Origin of the sequence: Flavobacterium sp. (assembly GCF_039916025.1) — a bacterium.
Classification (GTDB): domain Bacteria; phylum Bacteroidota; class Bacteroidia; order Flavobacteriales; family Flavobacteriaceae; genus Flavobacterium.
This window is the reverse complement of the sequence record NZ_JBDSMB010000078.1, coordinates 46,827-68,991: the sequence shown is the minus strand read 5'-3', so window position 1 is coordinate 68,991 and position 22,165 is coordinate 46,827. Positions and strand designations below refer to the sequence as shown.

The window sequence follows — 22,165 nt, the reverse complement described above, 5'->3', positions numbered from 1 at the left end:
AGGGACTTTTTGTTTAATATGATAAGGTATGCAAAAGTACCTGACTGCCACCGGCAATCCTCCTCTTAATATCATATCTTTTTTTAGAAAACCCTATTCATTTATTTGGATAGGTTTTTTTGTTTTATATTGATTTTTAGACTGCTTAGATTTTTAGACTTCTTGGACAATCAATAAGGCTGGTTTAATAACAAGGAAACAGAACGTTTTTGATTTTGAAACGAGAGTTAGGTTTAATCGAAAGCGTGAGGGATGGAAGTGGCATCCTTTTTACTGTTTTAAACAGAATTTTTTATAAAACCTAACGAAACAAACAGTAAAAAGATATAACGGACAGCCCGACCCGAAGAGGCACGCCATAAAAAAACTCCTCAATTGAGGAGTTTCTATTTTATTTTAATAATGGTTCAATAGCCACGACTGTAGTAGCATGATAGCCAGATTTTGCTTTGGCATAAATTTGTTTGGCCCAGGCTTTTCCTTCCGGTGTTTTAACCATTTCCTTATAAAGCGGCATTAATGAATAGGTTCTGCTGTAAGAAGTCAAGAATTTTTCAATTGCAGGATGCGCCAATTTATACTGATGCTGTATTGCTATAATAAACCATTGACGGCGAACGACAAAATTCCCACCATTAGTAAAGTTGAATTCTTTGTCGATATCAGTCATTTCCTGAATTGTCAAATCTTTAGGCAGATAATCTATGAAATGCTGTTTTTCATTTGTTGATTTTATCTTTTGGCTCAATCCTTTAATGCCAGTTTTTCTCCACGTTTTTTGAATGCAGTCAATAGCGATGAAGTCTTCAGAAACCGGAGTGATAATATTTGCCGGAATTCCGGGTTTGTAAATCCAGTCGTCTACTTTTATTTTGTCTGCTAAAGCCTTGTCGCCTTTGATTAGATTTTTATTGAAATAGGAAACAAACTCCTCAGTTGTTACAGATTGGAATGCATGATCATTGAAATAATTAGTAATGAAGGCATCGAATTTTTTACGACCAACAGCTGCTTCTATTGTCTGTAGAAATGCATATCCTTTTTCATAAGGAATGTCACTCAACCCTTCATCTGGATTTCTTCCTGAAGTGTCTACTTTTAATCTTGTATCAGGGCTGTCATTTCCGAGTTCAGCCAAATTATTTTCTAATACTTTCCGGCTTAACACATCCTGCATTTTGGCTTCTTCAACTCCAAATACTTCTTCTCCAATTCGGTGTTCTACATAAGTTGTAAAACCTTCATTAAGCCAGGTTTCATCCCAAGTAGCATTAGTTACCAGATTTCCGCTCCAGCTGTGACCCAATTCATGTGCCAGCAAACTGGTTAAAGAACGATCGCCAGCTAAGACGGTCGGAGTAAGGAAGGTTAAGTTTGGATTTTCCATTCCGCCAAAAGGAAAACTTGGCGGCAGCACAATAACATCATATCTACCCCAACGGTAAGGCCCAAATAATTTTTCGGCGGCGTTTACCATTTTCCCTAACTCTGCAAATTCCCAAACAGATTTGTCAATTTGAGAATGCTCAGCATAAACTCCGGTTCTGTTATCGATAGATTTGAATTCGACATCACCCACAGCGATTGCCATCAAATAAGATGGAATGGCTTTTTCCTGTTTAAAAGTATAAACTCCGGTATTGTTTTTTTGTTGTGGATTAACAGCGCTCATCAAGGCCATTAAATCTTTTGGCACAGAAACTTTAGCATTATAAGTAAATCGAACACCAGGTGAATCCTGACATGGAATCCAGGTACGTGACCAAATGCTTTCTCCCTGCGAAAATACAAAAGGGTACTTTTTATCAGCTGTTTGTTCTGGTTTTAACCACTGTAATGCAACGGATTCTTTACTTGTGTTATAATAAATGTTGACTTTTGTTGTATTTGGTTCAATAGTTATATGAAGTGGTTTTCCATGGAATTCAACTGCTGCACCGAGTTCGAATTTGGTTTCCTTTTCGTCATCGCCCAAAGTAACTTTGGTAATATTCAAAGTGTTTTCATCAAAGATGATTTCGTTTCCTTTGGAGATATTATCAATTAGCCACGAAGCTTTTCCCGAAATTGTTTGAGTATCGAAATCGACTTTAATATCTAAATCCAAATGTTTGACAACAGCTTCCGCCGGATTTGAAAATGAATGTGGGTCTTTTGCAATTTCTTGTTTTGGTGCTGTCTCCTTTTTTTGACAAGCGGTGAAAGTGATTAAAACTACCAGTAAACTTAATTTTCTCATTGCATTTTTATGTATTGTAAATTAAAAATCCCGTTCTGAACTTTCGAAACGGGATTTATTATGTAAAAACGTGCTTCGACAGGCTCAGCATAACAATATGGTTATGCCAACATCGTTACTGGATTTTCCAAATATTGTCTAAGTGTTTGCAGGAATTGTGCTCCTGTAGCTCCGTCAACAGTACGGTGATCGCAGGCTAAAGTAAGCATCATCGTGTTTCCAACTACAATCTGACCGTTTCTAACAACCGGTTTTTCCTCGATAGCACCGACAGATAAAATTGCCGAATTTGGCTGATTGATGATTGAAGTGAATGATTGAATTCCAAACATCCCTAAATTAGAAACTGTGAATGTGCTTCCTTCCATTTCGGATGGCTGTAGTTTTTTAGTTTTAGCTTTTCCGGCTAAGTCTTTTACGTTTCCACCAATTTGAGTTAAACTCATTTGGTCTGTGAATGGTAATACAGGAACAACCAATCCGTCTTCAACAGCTACAGCAACTCCAATATTCACATGGTGGTTGATAATAATTGCATCAGCCTGCCATTGTGTATTTACTTTTGGATGTCTTTTCAATGCCATTGCGCAGGCTTTGATAACCATATCGTTGAAAGATACTTTCGTATCAGGAATGTTATTAATTGCAGCACGAGATTTCATCGCTTCATCCATTGCAATTTCTACAGTCAAATAGAAATGCGGTGCTGTGAAGATTGATTCCGAGAGACGAATCGCAATGGTTTTACGCATTTGCGAATTTTTCACAACTTCAGTATCCTTTTCTCCTGCCGGAATAAATGGTCTCACTGGCGCTGGTTGTGCTTCAGTTGAACTTGGCGCAGCAACTGCAGCAGGTTGAGCCGCAGATGGTGTAAAGTTTTCGACGTCACTTTTAGTAATACGGCCTTTTTCACCTGAACCTTTTATTTGAGAAAGATTAATTCCTTTATCCTTGGCAATTTGTTTTGCCAAAGGAGACGCAAAAATTCTATCTGATGAATTTTCTTCTGTTGTATTTGATGCAACAGCAACTGGTGCTGAAGCTGTATCTGCTGTTGCTGCTTTTGGAGCATCGCCACCTTTTTTATAATTTTCAGCAATACCAGCAATATCAGTACCTGCAGGCCCGATGATTGCCAAAACGCTGTCAACCGGTGCAGATTGTCCTTCAGTAATTCCGATGAACAATAAAGTTCCTGAATTAAAAGATTCAAATTCCATTGTGGCTTTATCGGTTTCGATTTCAGCAAGGATATCGCCTTCTTTTACTTCGTCACCAACTTTTTTCAACCATGTTGCAACAGTTCCTTCAGTCATTGTATCGCTCAAACGAGGCATCGTTACAACTACAACTCCTTTTGGCAAAGATGCTGGAGTTGATTTTGCTTCCGCTGGAGCTTCTTCTTTCTTTTCTTCTGTTTTTGGTTCTGCAGGAGCGGCGGTTTTTGCTTCCGATTTTGCTTCAGCTGGAGCATCAGTTTTTGCAGTTGCATCTCCGGAAGTCATTCCTGAAATATCTTCTCCTTCTTTTCCGATTATTGCTAAAAGAGAATCTACTGGTGCAGTTTCGCCTTCTTTAATTCCAATGTATAATAAAGTTCCTGAATTGAATGATTCAAATTCCATCGTCGCTTTATCGGTTTCGATTTCCGCAAGGATATCACCTTCTTTTATAGTGTCACCTACTTTTTTCAACCACGTGGCAACAGTTCCTTCTGTCATCGTATCGCTCAAGCGGGGCATTGTTATTTTAGTTGCCATAATTATAGTCTGTGAGGGATGAAAGGATAATTTTCTTGTTCGTAAACCACATCATACAATTGTTGTACTTCCGGGAAAGCAGACTCTTCGGCGAATGTTACACATTCTTCTACTAAATCTTTTATTCTTTCGTCAATGATTTCAATTTCTGCATCAGAAGCATAGTTGTTTTCTTTGATGATATCCAGCACTTGTGTGATTGGGTCAATTTTTCTGTATTCTTCTACTTCTTCTTTCGAACGGTATAATTGCGCATCCGACATAGAGTGACCTCTGTATCTGTACGTTTTCATTTCTAAGAAAGTTGGTCCGTCGCCACGACGGGCTCTTTCCATAGCTTCATGCATCGCTTCAGCAACTTTTACAGGATTCATTCCGTCTACTGGTCCGCATGGCATTTCGTAGCCTAAGCCTAATTTCCAAATATCTGTGTGATTAGCAGTTCTTTCAACAGAAGTTCCCATTGCGTAGCCATTGTTTTCACAAATGAATACTACAGGTAATTTCCATAACATTGCCATATTGAAAGCTTCGTGTAATGAGCCCTGACGTGCCGCGCCATCACCAAAATAGGTAAGCGTTACACCACCAGTGTTGAAATATTTATCGGCGAAAGCCATACCGGCACCAACTGGAATTTGCGCTCCAACGATACCATGACCACCATAAAATCCGTGTTCTTTTGAGAAGATGTGCATTGAACCACCCATTCCTTTTGAGGTTCCGGTTACTTTTCCAAGTAATTCTGCCATTACTCTTCTTGGATCAACACCCATTCCAATTGGCTGCACGTGATTACGATAAGCCGTAATCATTTTGTCTTTTCCGCCTAAATTCATAGCGTGCAAAGCACCCGCTAAAACGGCTTCCTGACCATTGTATAAGTGTAGAAACCCTCTAACTTTTTGTTGAATATAAAGTGCTGCAAGTTTGTCTTCAAACTTTCTCCAAAGCAGCATGTCTTCGTACCACTTTAAATAAACTTCTTTTGTTACTTCTTTCATTTTTTACTTTTCGCTAAAGCGTTATTAAGTTGTAAATTATATTTCAACGCAAAATAGTTCACTCACTCACAAATTTGCGAAAGGCAAAAGTAAAACATTCCGCGTTAGAAGTAAAATTTAAAGGGGTAATTTTTACCTTTTACAGGAAGTTTTTGTCGAAGGTTAGCGGTAATAAATTTTTAATCGAATCTGATTTATAAATTTCCCCAGTTTCACCCATAAAATAGATTTCTATTGGTACGTTTTGTTTGAATTCATATTCAGAAATGGATTGTCTGCAGCCGCCACATGGTGGAATCGGAGTCGTAGTTTTATTGGTGTCAGATGCTGCTGATATTGCCATTTTTACTATTCGGGCATCGGGATAGATTGCATTCGAATGAAAAATAGCTACTCTTTCGGCACAAAGCCCGGAAGGATAAGCAGCGTTTTCCTGGTTGGAACCTAAAACAACCTTTCCATTGTCTAAAAGTAGTGCGGCTCCAACTCTGAATTTTGAATAAGGAGCATAAGCATTTTTCCTAACTTCTATGGCTTGTTGCATCAATGAGTGAACATCCTGAGGAAGTTCTTCAACAGATTGGAATGCTGTAAACGAGGTATTAATTTCTATTTTTTTCATTTAACTATTGAGGAAAAAAAATCCAAATCTCTTTTTTGAAATTTGGATGTTATTTTTATTACTTACTATATATTAATAATCTTCGTATTTGTCACCAAAGGCAAACGATAATGAGAAACGAAGTGTGTTTTCTAATGGGTTTTTCACTTTTGATGCAGAGAATAAATACGATACATCTACTTTAACAACGTTGTATTTGAATCCGGCTCCAAGAGAGAAAAATTTTCTGGCTCCTTTTATTGGACTTTCATGAAAATATCCTAAACGGAAAGCAAATGAGTCCTGGTATAAATATTCTGTACCAACAGAATAGGTAAACTCTTTAAGCTCTTCGCTAAATCCTCCAGGTGCATCACCAAAAGAAGAGAACATTCCAGAAACCCAGTTGATTTTGTTATAGTCGGCATTGTTTTGGTCTCTTAATGCAATTTCTTCCGGAGTTGAAACTAATCCATCTCCATCTAAATCGGCACTTTGTGGCGTTGGCACTAAAAGTTTTGCAAACTCAACACTTACAGATACCTTATTGAAATCATCAAGAATAAAATCATAACCACCACCAAGTCTCATATTAGCTGGAAGGAAATTGGCACTATTATCATCTGATTGTCCAGCATCATAGTTGATTTTTGGTCCCATATTTTGGAAATTAAAACCAAGACGTAAACGACCATTAAAATCTGAGAAAGCAGCTTCTTCACCTACATAATAACCGGCGATGTCAACTGCAAACGTACTTGCTGGTTTTGAATCGCTAGACTCGCCAGATGGAATTCTTAAAGCAGAACGAATATATCTTCCGGCAACAGCCATAGAAAAACGTTCGCTTAATTTTAAAGCATAAGATCCATCAAGTGCTAATTCATTTGGCTTAACAATTTGAGCCGGATCTTCAGCATTTTGACGTAATTCAATTTCACCTAAACCAAAGTAACGCAAACTTACTGCAAAAGCACTTCTTCCTTCGGCACCGAATCGATTATAATAAGTGGCTTGACCCAATGAAATATCATTAACCAAATCAGTTAAATAAGGAGTATAACTTGCTGTGAACCCTTGTTTGTCGATAGCGAAAGCATATTTTGCTGGATTCCATTGTTGTGAAAAAGCGTCCGGAGCAGTAGCAACTCCTTGGTCTCCCATACCAGCCGAACGGGCATCGGCTGCTACTAAAAGAAATGGAACACCTGTAGTAATAACCCGGCTATCTTGCTGCGCATTAATATTTTGCAATGAGGCTAATAAAAACAGTATTGCGAATTTTTTCATTTTCAATTTTATAAAAGTTAACAAATATAGTATTTTCCTAAAGGATTACAAGTTTTTCTATTTTTTCTGCTTTTTTATTCGATAAAGTGGACTTTACAGTCAATTTATAGACATAAACGCCTTTTCCAATTCGATCTCCAAAATCATCTTTTCCATCCCATGTTATTTCTCTTGACAGAAAACCATCTGTCGTTACGGTTTGATTTTTTGTCCAAACAATTTTGCCTGTAATGGTCATTACCTGAACCTGAACATCTAAAGGTTCAAATGGTCTGTTGTGCGAAAACCAAAATTCAGTATAACTGACAAATGGATTTGGATAATTCAGCACATGTTCAAGAGTAATGCTTTCGTTTCCGACAACCACAAATTGGATTTCAGCAGTTATTGGATTGTTGTAGACATCCCAGGCTTTAAATGTGATTGTATGCAAACCGACAGCTAAATTTCGAAAAGGGAAATAAACCCGGCCTTTTGTATAATCATCCAATTCGGTTTGATAATAATCATTCATGATATAAGGATTTGTTTCATCTCCATCGAGAATGCCAACAATATCATGTCCAATTCCACTTGCCGTGTTTATTCCGTGCTCGTCTTCGAGTATCGCTAAGAAAAACGGAGATTCATTTGTAATGCCGCCATTCACAAATGTTTCTTCATTCATATATAGTTTTACCGTTGGACCAGTATTATCGGCTACAGCACTTGTGTTGATTCCACCGATTTTTATATCCGTATTTTGTCCGTATTTGTCTAATCGAACCTGATTTCGTTTGGAATAAAAACTAATCCTTCCGTTGCCAACCGGAATTCTGATATCTCGGGGAACCACAAAACCGAATTCGAAATGACCACCTAATACTGAAGCATTTCCTCTAAAAATGGTCTCTCCTAAATTTATAAAACTCATCGGAGGACTGTTTAAATCATTGTTGAGTGTCGTTCGGGTTACATTCTTATCAAAAATATTGACCGATAATTCACCGCTATAAGTAGGCAATGGATTGTTGTTTTCATCTAAAACTTCTCCGGTTAATTTGACAAATGCTAACGATTGAAAATCATCAATTGGTCCGGTAATAGGCATATCGTTAACTTTAGTCAAAACCACTCTTGGTCTTGGAATAGCTAACATCAGAGCGGGATCACCCAAATAAAAAACAACGTTGCTGGCTGTAGTTGGAATAGTATTTTTAGCGATACGAAGTGATTCCGCAATACTTGTGTAATTATCACTTCCATATGAAAATAAATGTATGGCAAGTGTGTCGTTAAATGTTTCTGCATTTCCTTTATCTATGGAGCGGACAGTCGTTATCATTGATATAGCGCCACCTCTCGGATTCCAATAAGTATATTCGCCTGCAGTAGGACGATACGGATTATCAAATCTTGAAAAGTCACAGGTAATTGTTATGAATAATGGGTATTTGTATCGATTGCTCAGGTTTTGCCCATCCGATTTTTCCCAAATACGTTCTCCGGATAAGCCATCCTCACCACCATGACCTAAATAATTGAATACTAATGCTCCTTTTTCAAAAGCAGCAAAAATTTCTTCCCTTGCCTTTGGATATCTTTTTCCACCTGCTGAAGTTTCCTGCTCATAGGAATCTAACAATATTTTTTTGTAATTGATAAATGGTTTTTGGGCAACTATTACATCAGTAAGCCTGTTTTGCTTAAATTGTAAAGATGCGTCACCACCAACGTCAGCATCATCGGCAATGGCAACATAATTGGTTCTCCAGCTGCCATAAGATTTCAAGTCATGGTATTCAATTACTTTGTTTACCATTTCATCGGCCTGTTGCGTAGTGCTGACAATCATTCTTCCAACGGCAATGTCGATTCCGCCTAATACCGGATAAGGAAAATAGGTCTCTCCATTTGTGGTGGTAATAGCATTATCTAATCTGCCTTCATCACCATCCATCATACCAAAAAAATCATCTGAAGCAAATGAGACCTGAGAATCTGTGTAACTATTTATCGCTTGATATATAGGTACAATATTAGTATTGTTTGCAATTCGGTCTTTAAAATCATAAGAAGCGTCTCCGAAAATGTTTAAGTATTTTACCCGTTCGCCAACCGGGGCATTGAAAAAAACATATTTCACAAAATTTCTGATTGCGCCGATGTCTTGTTTTCCGGATGAGAATTCAGGATAAATGTTTTCTAAATTCACCACTTTCACATTCAGATTGGAATAACTTCTGTGAAAAGCAGCTAATTTTTCGGCTTGTGCATTTAAAAATTTAGGTGTAATTATTAAGTAGTCAATTTTCTGCCATACCCCAAGTGCATTGTTAAAAACTGTTCCTTTTAAATTTTGGTTATCCACCTTTGATTTAGAATCTTTTGATGGAAAATAATAATCAGAATTGTCAATGGCAACATATTTCCGAACTTCTCCCAAAAGGGCTTTAAAAGCAATAGTGCTTAAAGATGCATTCTCCACTTTGGTTACATTAAACATATCGGTGACATCCCAAACTTGTGAGATCGACGAAGCATTAGAAAGTTGGTATTCGCCGACGTTTGGTAGTGAACCTGCCTGGTCAAATTGAAATAGAAACTGTTTTCCAAATGCCTGAAGATTTCTCTTCGCTTTGATATTAATGTAATCTAAATAGCCTCTTGAACTCGGCACGCCGCCATTGGTATAAGTTACTTTGATGGTCACATCTTCAGATGAAACAGTGGAAGTTCCGGTTAAATTGCTTTCTATAATTAAAGCATCGCTACTGCTTCCGGGATCGAGAGGAATATTGCCAACTAATTGGGTGTTGGCTTCTATTTTAAAAGTATTAAGAGTAGAAGTTACAGCAGCAACATGCGTTATAATTTCTATTGGCGATGAACTTACAATATTTGGAAATTTGAATTTGAATTCCTGCTCGTTGTCGACACTAAAACTCTCGCCAAACCAAACTCTTCCTAATTTTTCAATATTGACTTCATCAACTTCATGAAACTGATGATCGTCAAAAGTGGTTATTATTGTTGTTGCACTTCCTGTTGGCTGTGTCATGTCTGCAATTCGCTTTCCATCACCACCTTGTGCGGTTACATAATAATAGGATTTATTACTATAAATATTTAAGTTGCTTTTGTAGTCGTCATTCCATGTATCCGTACCTTCAGCATAAAAAAGAATAAATTCCTGACTATCAAAAACGCCATCACTTTCACCAACAAGTTGAATAGCATTTTCGGTTAAATCCATTGGATAATCATCAGAATTCAACAGTGGTAACATTCTTCCGCCATTGCCATATATTTTTATTTTTCTTGGATCTACATTAGTGTCAAGCCCTAAACTCTGAAGAAAACTTTTAGAGATTTTGTACACACCTGATTTTTCAACATAAAACCGATACCAATTTCCCGTACTTAAAACAGAGTTTTCAATAGCAGTTACGTTGTTAACTGCAACTTGTGTCTTTGTTGCGTTTTGTTGAATCGTATAGCTAAATGAAATTAATTTTTTAAAAGTGTTACCTTCTTTAACTATAGGTGTCAGAATGATTTTGCCATAGTATTTTTCCCTTGCATTGGAACTTTTGAATGATGATTTAAAACTGGAAGGAATGTTTTTTATGGCAATATCGCCAAGCTGATTTTGTAAAATAGGCTCAAAAACCAGATTTGTTATTTGAATTGCGTTCTCATCAACCTTATTATTAAGAGGTATTGTCAAAGCATAGGATACGGTTTTCGAGTAAACATTAAACTCATAATTTTGAGCATCAAACTGAGGCACCATAAATGAAAAGCTACCAAAAGACAGCTCTTTTTTGTCTGTCCAATTCAATGAAACGTTTCCCTGTTCTTGAGCAATAGCTAAGAATGTGCTCAAAAACAGTAAGCAAATAATAATAATCCTTTTCATAGTATACAGTAAACGTGTTTTTTCGAAAATTAGTATAAAAAAACAAAAAAATTTTTTTTTTGAGACAAAATACAATAAAACTACTAATTTTGCGTTATATATAAAATCTCGCTTATAGGGAGCGAATTTAGTATTAATTAAAAAAAGTTGTTGCAATTTAATGGTAAATACTTATATTGCGCCTCGAAATTTATACCTACTATGAATATGAAAGTAAACAAAATTATAGCAGTAAAATTATTACTATCATTAGTGATAATGGTCGGTTTTACTAGTTGTAGTAAAAAGTCCGAGTCTAAAGGTGGTTCCAGAGCTACTGGTTGGAAAATCAACGATAAAAAAGGTGGTTTCCAATATGCTTCTAAATTTAAAAAGCAGGCAACTGGCCCAGGTTTGGTTATGGTTGAAGGAGGAACATTTACCATGGGTAAAGTTCAGGATGACGTAATGCATGATTGGAATAATACGCCAAATCAGCAACACGTTATGTCTTTCTACATGGATGAAACTGAAGTAACCAATATGATGTACATGGAGTACCTAAATTGGTTAAAAACAGTGTATCCGCCGGATCAGGAAAATTATAAAAACATCTATGAGGGAGCTTCTCCAGATACATTAGTATGGAGAAACAGACTTGGTTATAATGAAACCATGACAGAAAACTACTTAAGACATCCGGCTTATGCTGAATATCCTGTGGTTGGTGTTAACTGGATACAGGCTACTGAATTTGCGATATGGAGAACTGATCGTGTGAACGAAAATATCCTTGAGCAACAACGTTATTTGAAAAAAGATTCCAAAGTTACTGATATGACCTCGGATAAAGTTTTCAGTACGAACGCATATCTTGCTTCGCCATCTACTGCAAAAGGCGGAGACGAAAAGCTTGTCCTGAAAAAAGGTAAAGGAAGAGGTGCTGCGCCAAAAGCTAGTGGTACAGCTGCTGCAGGTGCCAACAATACAGCTGGAAATAGCGCTAAAAATGTTTACGCACAAAGAACATCAGGTTTGATTTTACCTGAATATAGATTGCCAACAGAGGCTGAGTGGGAATATGCTGCTGCTGCTGACGTAGGACAAAGAGAATACAATGCTTATAAAGGGCAAAAGAAATATCCTTGGTCTGGAAGTTATACACGTTCAGGAAAAAGACAGGTTAGAGGTGATCAATTGGCTAACTTCAAACAAGGAAAAGGAGATTACGGTGGAATCGCAGGATGGTCTGATGATGGTGCCGATATCACCAACAAAGTTAAATCATATCCTCCAAATGATTTTGGATTGTATGATATGGCAGGAAACGTAGCCGAATGGGTTGCCGATGTTTACAGACCAATAGTTGATGATGAAGCAAATGACTTCAACTACTACAGAGGAAATGTTTACATGAAAGATAAAATTGGAGAAGACGGAAAAGTAGAATTAGTTACTCCGGAAACTCAAAAATTCGACACCTTGTCAAATGGGAAAATTGTATCTAGAAACTTGCCTGGTCAAATCGCTCAGGTTCCGGTTGATGATAAAGAAACTTATTTGAGACAAAACTTTAGCCAATCAAATAATATTAATTATCGTGATGGTGATAAACAATCAACAAGATATTTCAAATTCGGTGGTTCAGAAGAAGGTGATGAAAAAGGGAAATTGAGAGATGACCAAAGAATGTATGATTCTCCAAAACACAATGTATCTACTGATAGTTTAGGGAATATGGTTAAAAAATATGACCATTCTAACAAACGTACTACTTTAGTAAATGATGATGTCAGAGTTTACAAAGGTGGTTCTTGGAGAGACAGAGCTTATTGGTTAGATCCAGCACAAAGAAGATATTATCCACAAGATATCGCGACAGATTACATCGGATTCAGATGTGCTATGTCTAGAGTTGGTGCAAAAGCTGACAAAAAGAAAAGAGCAAGAAACTAATTCTTAGTTTTATGAATAATAATAAAAAAGCCCTAATTTTAAGGGCTTTTTTATTTTAACTATTTTGCCAAATGACCATTCAGAATATTCATGATTTATTTTTAAAGTGTACTAAAGTTTCAATCGATACCAGAAAGATTGAGCCGAACTCTTTTTTTGTTGCGATTAAAGGAGAACGCTTTGATGCCAATACTTTTGCTAAAGAAGCATTAGAAAAAGGAGCCAGCTATGTTATCATTGATAACGCAGATTATTTTATTGACGATAGAACAATCCTGGTTGAAGACAGTTTACAGACGCTTCAGGAATTGGCCAAATTCCATCGTCATTTTTTACAGCTTCCAATCATAGCTTTAACAGGAAGCAACGGTAAAACTACAACTAAGGAATTAATCAATGTCGTCTTGTCTAAAACCTTTAACACCAAAGCTACTATTGGGAATCTAAATAATCATATTGGAGTTCCGCTTACCTTATTATCTTTTACAAAAGAAACCCAAATTGGAATCGTGGAAATGGGTGCCAATCATCAAAAAGAGATTGAATTCCTTTGCGAAATTGCACAACCTGATTTTGGATACATTACTAATTTTGGCAAGGCGCATCTCGAAGGTTTTGGCGGAGTAGAAGGTGTAGTCAAAGGGAAAAGTGAAATGTACACATATCTGAAAGCAAACAACAAATCGGTTTTTGTAAATCTGGATGACGAAATCCAGAATCAGAAAACGGAACATTTTCACAGGATTACTTTTAGCCAAAAAGATAAAAATGTAAATGTTTTTATAGACGATGTGACAGCAAATCCTTTTGTAAAAATTAAAACTCTTGGAGTCGAAATCAATTCTCATTTAATAGGATTATATAACGCTAATAATATCAATGCAGCAATCACCATTGGACATAACTTAGAAGTGCCTATAGACGATATAAAAGCGGCAATTGAAGGCTATGTTCCCGAGAATAATCGTTCCCAGCTTTTGACAAAAGGCTCAAATGAAATTATTCTCGATGCTTACAATGCGAATCCGAGTAGCATGATGGTGGCCTTGGAGAATTTTATCCAATTAGATAAAGAAAATAAATGCATTATTATTGGCGACATGTATGAGCTTGGACAAGAAAGTTTGGCTGAACATAAAGCTATCGTCAATTTTTTGAATCAGAATAGCACTTTTGAATGTCATTTTGTGGGCAAAGACTTTTTTGCCAATAGCATTCAAAAAGACAACTTCCATTTTTATAATACATTCGAAGACTTTACCAAATATCTTTCATCAGTAAAAATCGAAAACAAAACACTTCTTATAAAAGGTTCTAGGGGAATGGCTTTAGAACGGACTTTGGAATATCTGTAAATAAAAAAACTCCTCAATATCTCGAGGAGTTTTTGTTTGTAATTCAAGTAAAAAGGCACATATAAATGCGCCTTTTAGTTTATTTGTTTTAACTAATTGAAATTAGTTTTTAATCAATTTTTTAACGATGATTTCATTGTTTGATGAGTTATAAAACTTAACAAAATAAATCCCGCTTTTCAAATCAGAGATGTTCTCATTAATAGTATTTGAACCTTCATCCAATTTAACGTTTTTATTAGAAACCAATGTTCCGTAAAAATTAAAAATTGACATTGATACATTTGCAACTTTTGATGAAGTTACATCTAAATTGAAAGAAGATGAAGATGGATTTGGATAAATCTCAGAAACATTGCTTATTTCAACAGTGTTGTTAGCCATTTTGGCACCACAAATAACCTGAGTAAGAGTAACTGTTTTTACAGTACTGTTTACGGCACAAGCATTCGTTGTAGAAACAGTTATAACGTTAGTTGTACTAACTGCAGGTACAGCTGAAAAATCTACTTCAATAGAGTTTGTTCCTGCACCACTAACAATTACAGCACCATTGGCAACTGTCCAGTTATAAGCCGTAGCAGCAGCTACAGCAGCAATTGAGAATGTTTGAGTAGCACATCTTCCGAATGTTGAACCACCAGTTACAGTTGAAATTGCAGGCATTGCAGTTGTAATAGTAACTGCTTTGCTTGTTGCACTGCTTCCATATCCATTTACAGATTGCACGGCAATTGTTTTTGGCGTAATTGCAGCAATATTACCTGGGAATAATACTGAAAAGCTTAAATCAGTTGTAGGTAATATATTTGTAGCATTTGTTGGGTTACTTGAAGAAGTTACAACTGATCCAATTGGAGCAGTGATGATATAAGATGTAGCCAGAGGTGAAGCGGACATCGTATAATTGTATGTGTTATTTGCACAAACACCAGCAATCTGGCCAGTGATTGATGATACAATAGCTGGTAAACTAATAGTTACTTTCAACAATTTTGCTGTTGATGTTGTAGCTGGAGTTAGTGAACCATTTGTCAATACCTGAGATAAACCAATTCCGTTTTTAGCTTTAACTCCTAAATATAAAGTCTGAATAACAGTTCCCGGAGCTACATTTAGGAAATTAATTGTAATTGAACGCTCAGTTGTGCTATTTATAGTAGTAACACCACCGACTGTAGTTGAAGTCGCTCCTGCAGGAAGATTTACAGCATTAACTCCTGTTGGTAATTCCCAAACATAAGAAGAGGCTGTTGCAACGGTATTAGCTGTTAAAGTTAAAGTGGTTGCAGTTCCAACATATTTACTCACATTAGTCACAGCTGTTGTTGGTGTAGCTGAAGCTGGATCAGTTAAAACCAATGTTGATGGTACAGTTGGCAATGCAGCTGTTAATTTCAACAATTTAGAATTTCTTACAGCTGTAGACGGATTAATTAATGTATAAGTAGAAGTTGCATTTGTACTTGGTGGTACTGGTGCATTATAAACATTTGAATAGGTATCATAAAACATAATTGGATTATTAGCTAAATAATCTGCGTTAGTTAAATTACTTGTAGTTGAAGAACCAACACCATTTAGAGCTTTAACACCAAAATACATCAAAGTTGTTGCCTGGTTAGAAACACCTTCAAACGAAACTAAGATTGAACCTTTATCACTTGTTATTACAGTTCCATATTTATTATATGGAAGGTATGCTTGTGAACTTGCTGTATATAAACCACCACCAACTATTTTTTGAACAGCTGTAGAAGTTGTAATTACAGTTGAAACTCCATTAACAAGTACAGTATAAGTATTATAAGTTACTGTCCAATAAATTGTTCCAACTGTAGTTGGAGCCGCAGCAGCAGGTGAGAAGAATGGTTCCGCAGTATAATTTACTGAAGTAACAACAGGAACAGCACCATTTAAAACTAAAGATACGCCAGTTGGCAATTCCCATGAATAAGAAGAAGGGAAAACTAAAGTTTTAGATGAGTATCCGGCAGTCAAAGTTATAGGAGTTGTAGTTCCCATAAATTGTCCAAAAGTAGTAATAGCTGTATTTGGAGTTGCAGATGCTTTGTTGTTCATGAAAAAACTAGTCGGAGCAGTAGGCAAAGCTTTAGTAAGTGAAAGAGTTTTTGCAGTAGTTCTACAACCTGAAGCATTTTCTGCTTGTACTTGAATACTACCAATAGTTCCGGCACCATAAGGAACATTTAAAAAATTAACAGTTATAGAATTAGTTCCTTGTCCAGCAGTAATATTTGCACCTTGTGGCACAGTCCAAACATATGTTGGAGTTGGAACAGTGGTGAAGGCTGGAATAGTATAGGTAAAAGTTGAAGTTGTTCCAACAAAATAACCTACAGCTGTTGCAGATGCATATACTGGCGCGTGCAATTCATCATCAGGATTTAATAATGGACCCAAACCAGTTATTGTGCCAATTACTTCTGTTGGTAAAGCATTAACAGTTACAGTTAAAAGAACTCTTGCGCTTTCTATATTAAAAGTGTCAATTTGGGAAACCCAATAATTTTTTACACCTACTGTAGATGTTAAAGGTGTTGGAGCTGTTGCAGAACCTGTACCGCCAGTTGCAACAGTGTACCATAATAAAGAAACACCAGTTGTAGTTAAGTTAGCAGTTAATGCTGTAGCCAAAGCGCCTTTACAATAAACACGGTTTGTTACTACCGGACTAGCTCCGGCAGTAATGTATTGAGTTAAAGAAGAATCTGAGAAATCAGCACCAGTAGCAGCAGTTGTACCTGGTCTGTAATCTAAATTAGATGGAGAAGCAGTTAAGTTTCCAGCTGAATAATCTGAACTTGAAGTTCCATAAGCTTTAGTTAATAAAGTTCCGGAACCGTTTACATATGAATTATTATTTGAAGCAAACCAAGAGTTTAAAGAAGTTGGGTTAACTCCGGCTGTAAAAGTAGCATCCGGAACACCGGCAATAATATTGTTTTTGAATTTTAAAGTTCCACCATTTGCATTAGCTACAGTAGTTGCACCATCTACAAATAAGAAGTTGTTTTTGAAATCCATAAAGATTGAGTTGTACACTTTTAGTTGTGTAGTTCTTCTTAAACGCGCAGCTCTTGCGTATCCTGCAGCAACACTAACTGAAGGAGATAAAGTAGCACGAAATGATGGTCCTATTAAAGTACAGTTTGTGAATATAGCTGAAGTATTATCAGTACCGGCAGCAGTAGTACCAGCAGCATTATTATCAGATTCAAAACCTTCTGAAGTTGAAATAGCTGGATTATCAGCAATAGAAGGATCTCTTACTCCTAATGCGAACTGAACAATTCCTTTGAATCCATTATCAGTATCAAAATCATCATCCAAACCTTTGTAAGCTACAAGGTGTTTACAGTTAACAGCTCCACCAAACCACTCAAAAGAATCATCACCAGAATAAGAAACCTGTACATAGTCAATAGATGTTCCACTGCCAACTGAACCAAAAGTCAAACCGTTAATCTCATTGTTTGGAGAGAATACGAAACCTGGAAATTCAATTCTGCAATATTTCATCGACCCTGAATTATCAGCATCAATTGGTGAAGCACCACCGCCATATTCAGTATTAGCAGTAGCAGTAATACCTTCAATATTGTTAATACCACTGTTTAAGTTGAAACCAGCTCTACCTAAAAGGATGATTCCACCCCAATCTCCGGCAGCTCTTGTACCCGCAGTTTTTGCAGAAGTAAATACAATTGGAGCAGCAGCAGTACCAATAGCGTTTAGTTTAGCACCTTTTGTGATAACTAAAGCAGTACCAGTATTAGAATAAACTCCTTTAACTACTACACCTGGCTGGATTGTTAGCGTAGCATTGTTTGTTACATATATAAGACCTGTGATCTTATATGTTTTCCCGGTTGTCCATGTTGTATTAGTATTAATGTTAGTAGTTACATTAACAACAATAGCAGCATCAGTGTAAGGCTCACTTTGTGGATTCCAATTGGTCCAGGAGTCAGTCCACATTGCTGTAGGAGCAGGTGCAAATGCACCACGATAAGTTGTTGGCTCAATTTGAGCACTTGCTAAATTGACAACTAAGGCCAAAAGAGCAAAAAGATAATTTTTTTTCATTAGATAAATGATTTTTTTGTTAGACAGGGCAAATTTATGCTGGAGTATATAAGTAGCTGTAAAGAGAAAATTAAATAAAACAAACGCTACGTTATTAAAAAGCCATAATCAGGAAGGATTGTTAAATTATTACTCTTTTTTTTAAAAAAAGTGAATGAAATTTAGCCTGTTTGATATATAATAGAATGTCTTAAAAAAGAGCCTAAAATTAAGTTGTGGAAAGGATTTTATGATGAATTATTGACTCAGGAAAGAGTTTGATGCTTTAAGTGTTGTCGACTAATATGTTTGCAATTAATTAAATTTCAGTTAATATCTGTTCCTGTAATTAACTTTAATTTCGCCAAAAATTATCTATTATGAAATCTAAAATTTACTTACTTTTCTTTGTTTTTTTATCTGCAACTCTACTAGCTTATAGTCAAACCTCGGGTATAAAGGGTTTGGTTCTTGAAGATAAAACAGGACAACCTTTACCTGGAGCAACAATTACAATTAAAGAATTAAATAAATTTACAGAAACAGATTCAGAAGGTAACTTCATGTTTTCTAAAATTGAGCCAGGTATTTATGAATTGAAAATTACTGCATTAACGTTTCAGCAAAAAGTTGTCACTGAAGTAATAGTTGTAAATGATGAAATTAACACTTTGACGATTTCTTTGGAAGCAAAAAATAATCAATTGGATGAAGTGGTCATCAAAACTACCCGAGCTAAAGTCGAATCGGTAAAATCGTTATTAATTCAACAGAAAAATAGTGCCAATGTCTCTGATGGGATTTCAGCTGAAACCATAAAAAGAACACCGGATAAAAATACTTCCGATGTTCTGAAAAGAATAAGTGGGGCAAGTATTCAGGACAATCGTTTTGTTATCATCAGAGGTTTGAATGACAGATACAATGCAGCATTATTAAACGGTGCTCCTTTGCCTAGCTCTGAATCCGATAGAAAGGCATTTTCATTCGACATCTTTCCATCAAATATGCTTGACAATTTGGTAATTACTAAAACAGCTTCTCCTGATTTACCCGGGGAATTTGCCGGTGGCGTTGTGCAAATCAATACGAAATCAGTACCTGAAAAAGATTTCCAGTCTATTTCTATTGGATTAGGGTACAACACTATAACTACTTTCAAAGATCAAAAGACTTATAAAGGCGGAAATACCGATTGGTTAGGTTTTGATGATGGAACAAGACAAATGCCATCTACAATTCCAAATACAGAAACCTTTAATGTTTTAAGTTATGAAGAAAGAGCAGCTATTGCAAAATCATTTCAATCTGATTGGGCTATCAAAGCAGAAAAATTTAAGCCAAATACGAGTTTCCAATATGCTATAGGCCGTCATTATGAATTTGGTGAAAAGGTTTTTGGGATATTGTTTTCAGCTTCACATAATATCACTAATAATTTTAACGAAATTGAGCGTAATGAATATGAAAATCCAGATCCGGCAGCGCCTTCGGTTCTGATTACTAAATTTAAGGATAACAATTATAGCCAACAGGTATTAACCGGAGCTTTAGCTAATTTTTCTCTAAAATTCAATCAAAACAATACCATTTCTTTCAAAAATATTTTGAGTATAAATTCTAATGATTTAGTAGTAGAGCGATATGGTCAAAAAGACCTGACTGATGTCAGAACAACCAAAGCGGATGTCAGATGGTTTACCAGCAATAGAATATATTCGGGACAATTGAACGGTGATCATTATTTTACCAAACCAAAAATTAAAATAAACTGGACAGGATTTTATAGTGATATAAAAAGAGAGATTCCAAATTTGAGAAGAAACATTTATACCATTGAAGATCCTAATAGTTCTGATCCAAACGCCACGATTGCTTATGCTGTAATTGCCAATAATAATGGTGGTCCTGATTATGGTGGAGGAATGTTTTTTTCTGAAAATAAAGAAAGCATTTATGGTGGAAAAATAGATTTGACCAAAAAAATTACGCTAGGCGAAAACTTTATCAATGACTTTAAAATTGGAGGATTTACACAAATCAGAGATCGGGATTTCACTTCCCGCCAATTACAATATAACACATTAAATTTAGGAGGAACTTTTGATTATAACTTGTTGACATTGCCTAATGAAACCATTTTTAATGTGGCAAATATGGGTCAGATTTCACCGGGTGTGAATGGTTTTACGCTTTTCGATTTTACCAAATTTACTGATTCTTATACTGCGGGTTCTAAATTAAATGCCGGTTATGCAATGTTTGATACCCGTTATAAAAAATTCAGATTAGTTTGGGGTGCCAGAATTGAGGATTTTGAACAAACACTTGATTCACGCTTGAGCGAAACAGAATATCTATCATTGGATACTAAAAAGACTGATATTTTGCCATCAGCTAACTTAATTTTTGCAATCAATAAGACACAAAACCTTAGATTAAGTTTTTCTAAAACAATAAATCGTCCTGAATATAGAGAGTTAGCACCATTTGGTTTTTATGACTTTACTACGCAGTTCTTTACTCAGGGAAACCCGGATTTAAAAAGAGCCAGCATTCGCAATATCGATTTGCGTTATGAAATCTATCCGGGAAAAGGGCAGTTATTTTCAATGTCTTATTTCTTAAAGGATTTTACAGATCCAATCGAATTAATTCAACAGGTTAACAACAAAACGGTTACGTATGAAAATGCTAAAAGTGCTAAAAGTAGCGGTGTTGAGCTTGAATTCAGAACTTTGTTAAGCACGATATTCAAATCTGAAAACACCACGTTTTTTGATGATTTGACATTGTTTTCAAATATTGCTATTATTAAGTCCCGTGTAGATGTTTCTAATTCTAATAACGCTAATCCTCAAAACAACAGACCATTACAAGGGCAATCGCCGTATGTGCTTAATGCTGGACTGCAATATTTAAATAAAGATAACGGATGGATTGTTTCTGCCAATATCAATAGAGTTGGAAATAGAATTGCCATCGGCTCGAGTGAAATTGAACCGGCCATTTGGGAAAAAGCAAGAACCTTTCTGGATTTTCAAATTGCGAAAACATTTTATAAAAATGCATTGGAATTAAAATTAAATATCCAAAATGTTTTAGCTCAGGATTTAATCTTCTATCAAAATAAAAAATCACAGGATGAACAGCACCAATCAGGAATTGCAGGATTAGTAAACTCGGTTTTTACAGGCGATCGTAATAATGAAGATGGTTTTGATCCGGCTGTTGATGATGTTATTTGGAAAACAAAATATGGCAAAACAATTTCATTGACACTTAGCTATAATTTTTAATTTGCATTTGATAAATTAATTAAAAAACTCCATTAGAAATAATGGAGTTTTTAATAAGTGGTGGAGATGAGATTTGATATTATGAGGAGTACTGCCAGTGGCAGTCAGGTATTTTTATGATAATAATATGATAGGATTAACTTCGTTGAGCCCTTTTTGGATAAGTTGACACAAGAAACCTAAAAGGCTGCTTTCGTAACCTTTATTTTTTATTTCCACACTACTTACAAAAGCAAGCTTTTGACGCAGTCTGAAAATAAAAAAACCGAAACGTAAGTTTCGGTTTTTCTTGTGGGCGACATTGACTTATCTTCGAACCATGTAGTTTCAATTTTTGAAAGTTTCCTAGATTCTGAAGAATTTAGTTAATCCTTTAGAGGCATTGATGCATGAGCAATACAAGAGGCTTCTTAATCGAATGAATAATGTTTGTATTTGCAATGGTGAATAATGTTTCAGTTTTAATTTTGGTATTACTAGTTGGGTTCGCTTTGTTTTGTATCCTATCATTCCGATATCAGGTGTAAATAACAAAGCAGGAAACCACCAGCAAAATTTATATCAATATTGTCTGATCGTTCGTGTGATTTGGTTGCCAAAATCATGTTGGAGCATTTTGCAATTTTTTCCGACGGATATTCAATTTCAGCCAAACTTTTGCACTACTCCTTCATTTGTATTGCCTGAAG

Annotated in this window: 10 protein-coding genes; 3 read left to right on the top strand and 7 right to left on the bottom strand. The window is 35.9% G+C overall.

The genetic code is table 11. The features are described from left to right. Positions 1–391 precede the first annotated feature (391 nt). The 6 genes from ABIQ27_RS05070 to porU form a co-directional block, all read right to left on the bottom strand. Entirely contained in the window at positions 392–2,239 is a 1,848-nt protein-coding gene (locus tag ABIQ27_RS05070) for a leukotriene A4 hydrolase C-terminal domain-containing protein (RefSeq protein ID WP_348032653.1), read from the bottom strand. A gap of 101 nt (positions 2,240–2,340) precedes the next feature. Next, positions 2,341–4,002, bottom strand: a complete 1,662-nt coding sequence (locus ABIQ27_RS05065; RefSeq protein ID WP_348032651.1) for a 2-oxo acid dehydrogenase subunit E2 — start codon at positions 4,000–4,002, stop codon at positions 2,341–2,343. Between the two features lie 2 nt (positions 4,003–4,004). Continuing rightward, positions 4,005–5,006 (bottom strand): pyruvate dehydrogenase (acetyl-transferring) E1 component subunit alpha, encoded by a 1,002-nt coding sequence (gene pdhA / locus ABIQ27_RS05060; RefSeq protein ID WP_348032649.1) that lies wholly within the window; start codon positions 5,004–5,006, stop codon positions 4,005–4,007. A gap of 139 nt (positions 5,007–5,145) precedes the next feature. Next, a complete protein-coding gene (gene cdd, locus ABIQ27_RS05055; protein WP_348032647.1) occupies positions 5,146–5,628 on the bottom strand; it encodes a cytidine deaminase in 483 nt (160 codons plus the stop codon). A gap of 72 nt (positions 5,629–5,700) precedes the next feature. Beyond that, a complete protein-coding gene (gene porV / locus ABIQ27_RS05050; RefSeq protein WP_348032644.1) occupies positions 5,701–6,897 on the bottom strand; it encodes a type IX secretion system outer membrane channel protein PorV in 1,197 nt (398 codons plus the stop codon). A gap of 37 nt (positions 6,898–6,934) precedes the next feature. Next, the gene (porU, locus tag ABIQ27_RS05045) at positions 6,935–10,798 is read right to left on the bottom strand and encodes a type IX secretion system sortase PorU (protein ID WP_348032642.1); all 3,864 of its coding nucleotides are present in this window, start codon (positions 10,796–10,798) and stop codon (positions 6,935–6,937) included. Positions 10,799–11,005: 207 nt separating this feature from the next. Here porU and gldJ point away from each other — a divergent pair, with 207 nt between their 5' ends. Beyond that, the gene (gldJ, locus tag ABIQ27_RS05040) at positions 11,006–12,733 is read left to right on the top strand and encodes a gliding motility lipoprotein GldJ (protein WP_348032657.1); all 1,728 of its coding nucleotides are present in this window, start codon (positions 11,006–11,008) and stop codon (positions 12,731–12,733) included. A 71-nt stretch (positions 12,734–12,804) separates the two neighbouring features. Next, positions 12,805–14,088: a UDP-N-acetylmuramoyl-tripeptide--D-alanyl-D-alanine ligase gene (gene murF / locus ABIQ27_RS05035; RefSeq protein WP_348032640.1), complete on the top strand. Its 1,284-nt coding sequence runs from the start codon at positions 12,805–12,807 to the stop codon at positions 14,086–14,088. A gap of 102 nt (positions 14,089–14,190) precedes the next feature. Here murF and ABIQ27_RS05030 read toward each other — a convergent pair whose 3' ends face one another. After that, entirely contained in the window at positions 14,191–18,198 is a 4,008-nt protein-coding gene (locus tag ABIQ27_RS05030) for a T9SS type A sorting domain-containing protein (protein ID WP_348032638.1), read from the bottom strand. Positions 18,199–18,557: 359 nt separating this feature from the next. Here ABIQ27_RS05030 and ABIQ27_RS05025 point away from each other — a divergent pair, with 359 nt between their 5' ends. After that, positions 18,558–21,476 carry a TonB-dependent receptor gene (locus tag ABIQ27_RS05025; RefSeq protein ID WP_348032636.1) on the top strand — a complete coding sequence of 973 codons (2,919 nt, stop codon included), beginning with the start codon at positions 18,558–18,560 and terminating at the stop codon, positions 21,474–21,476. Positions 21,477–22,165 lie beyond the last annotated feature (689 nt).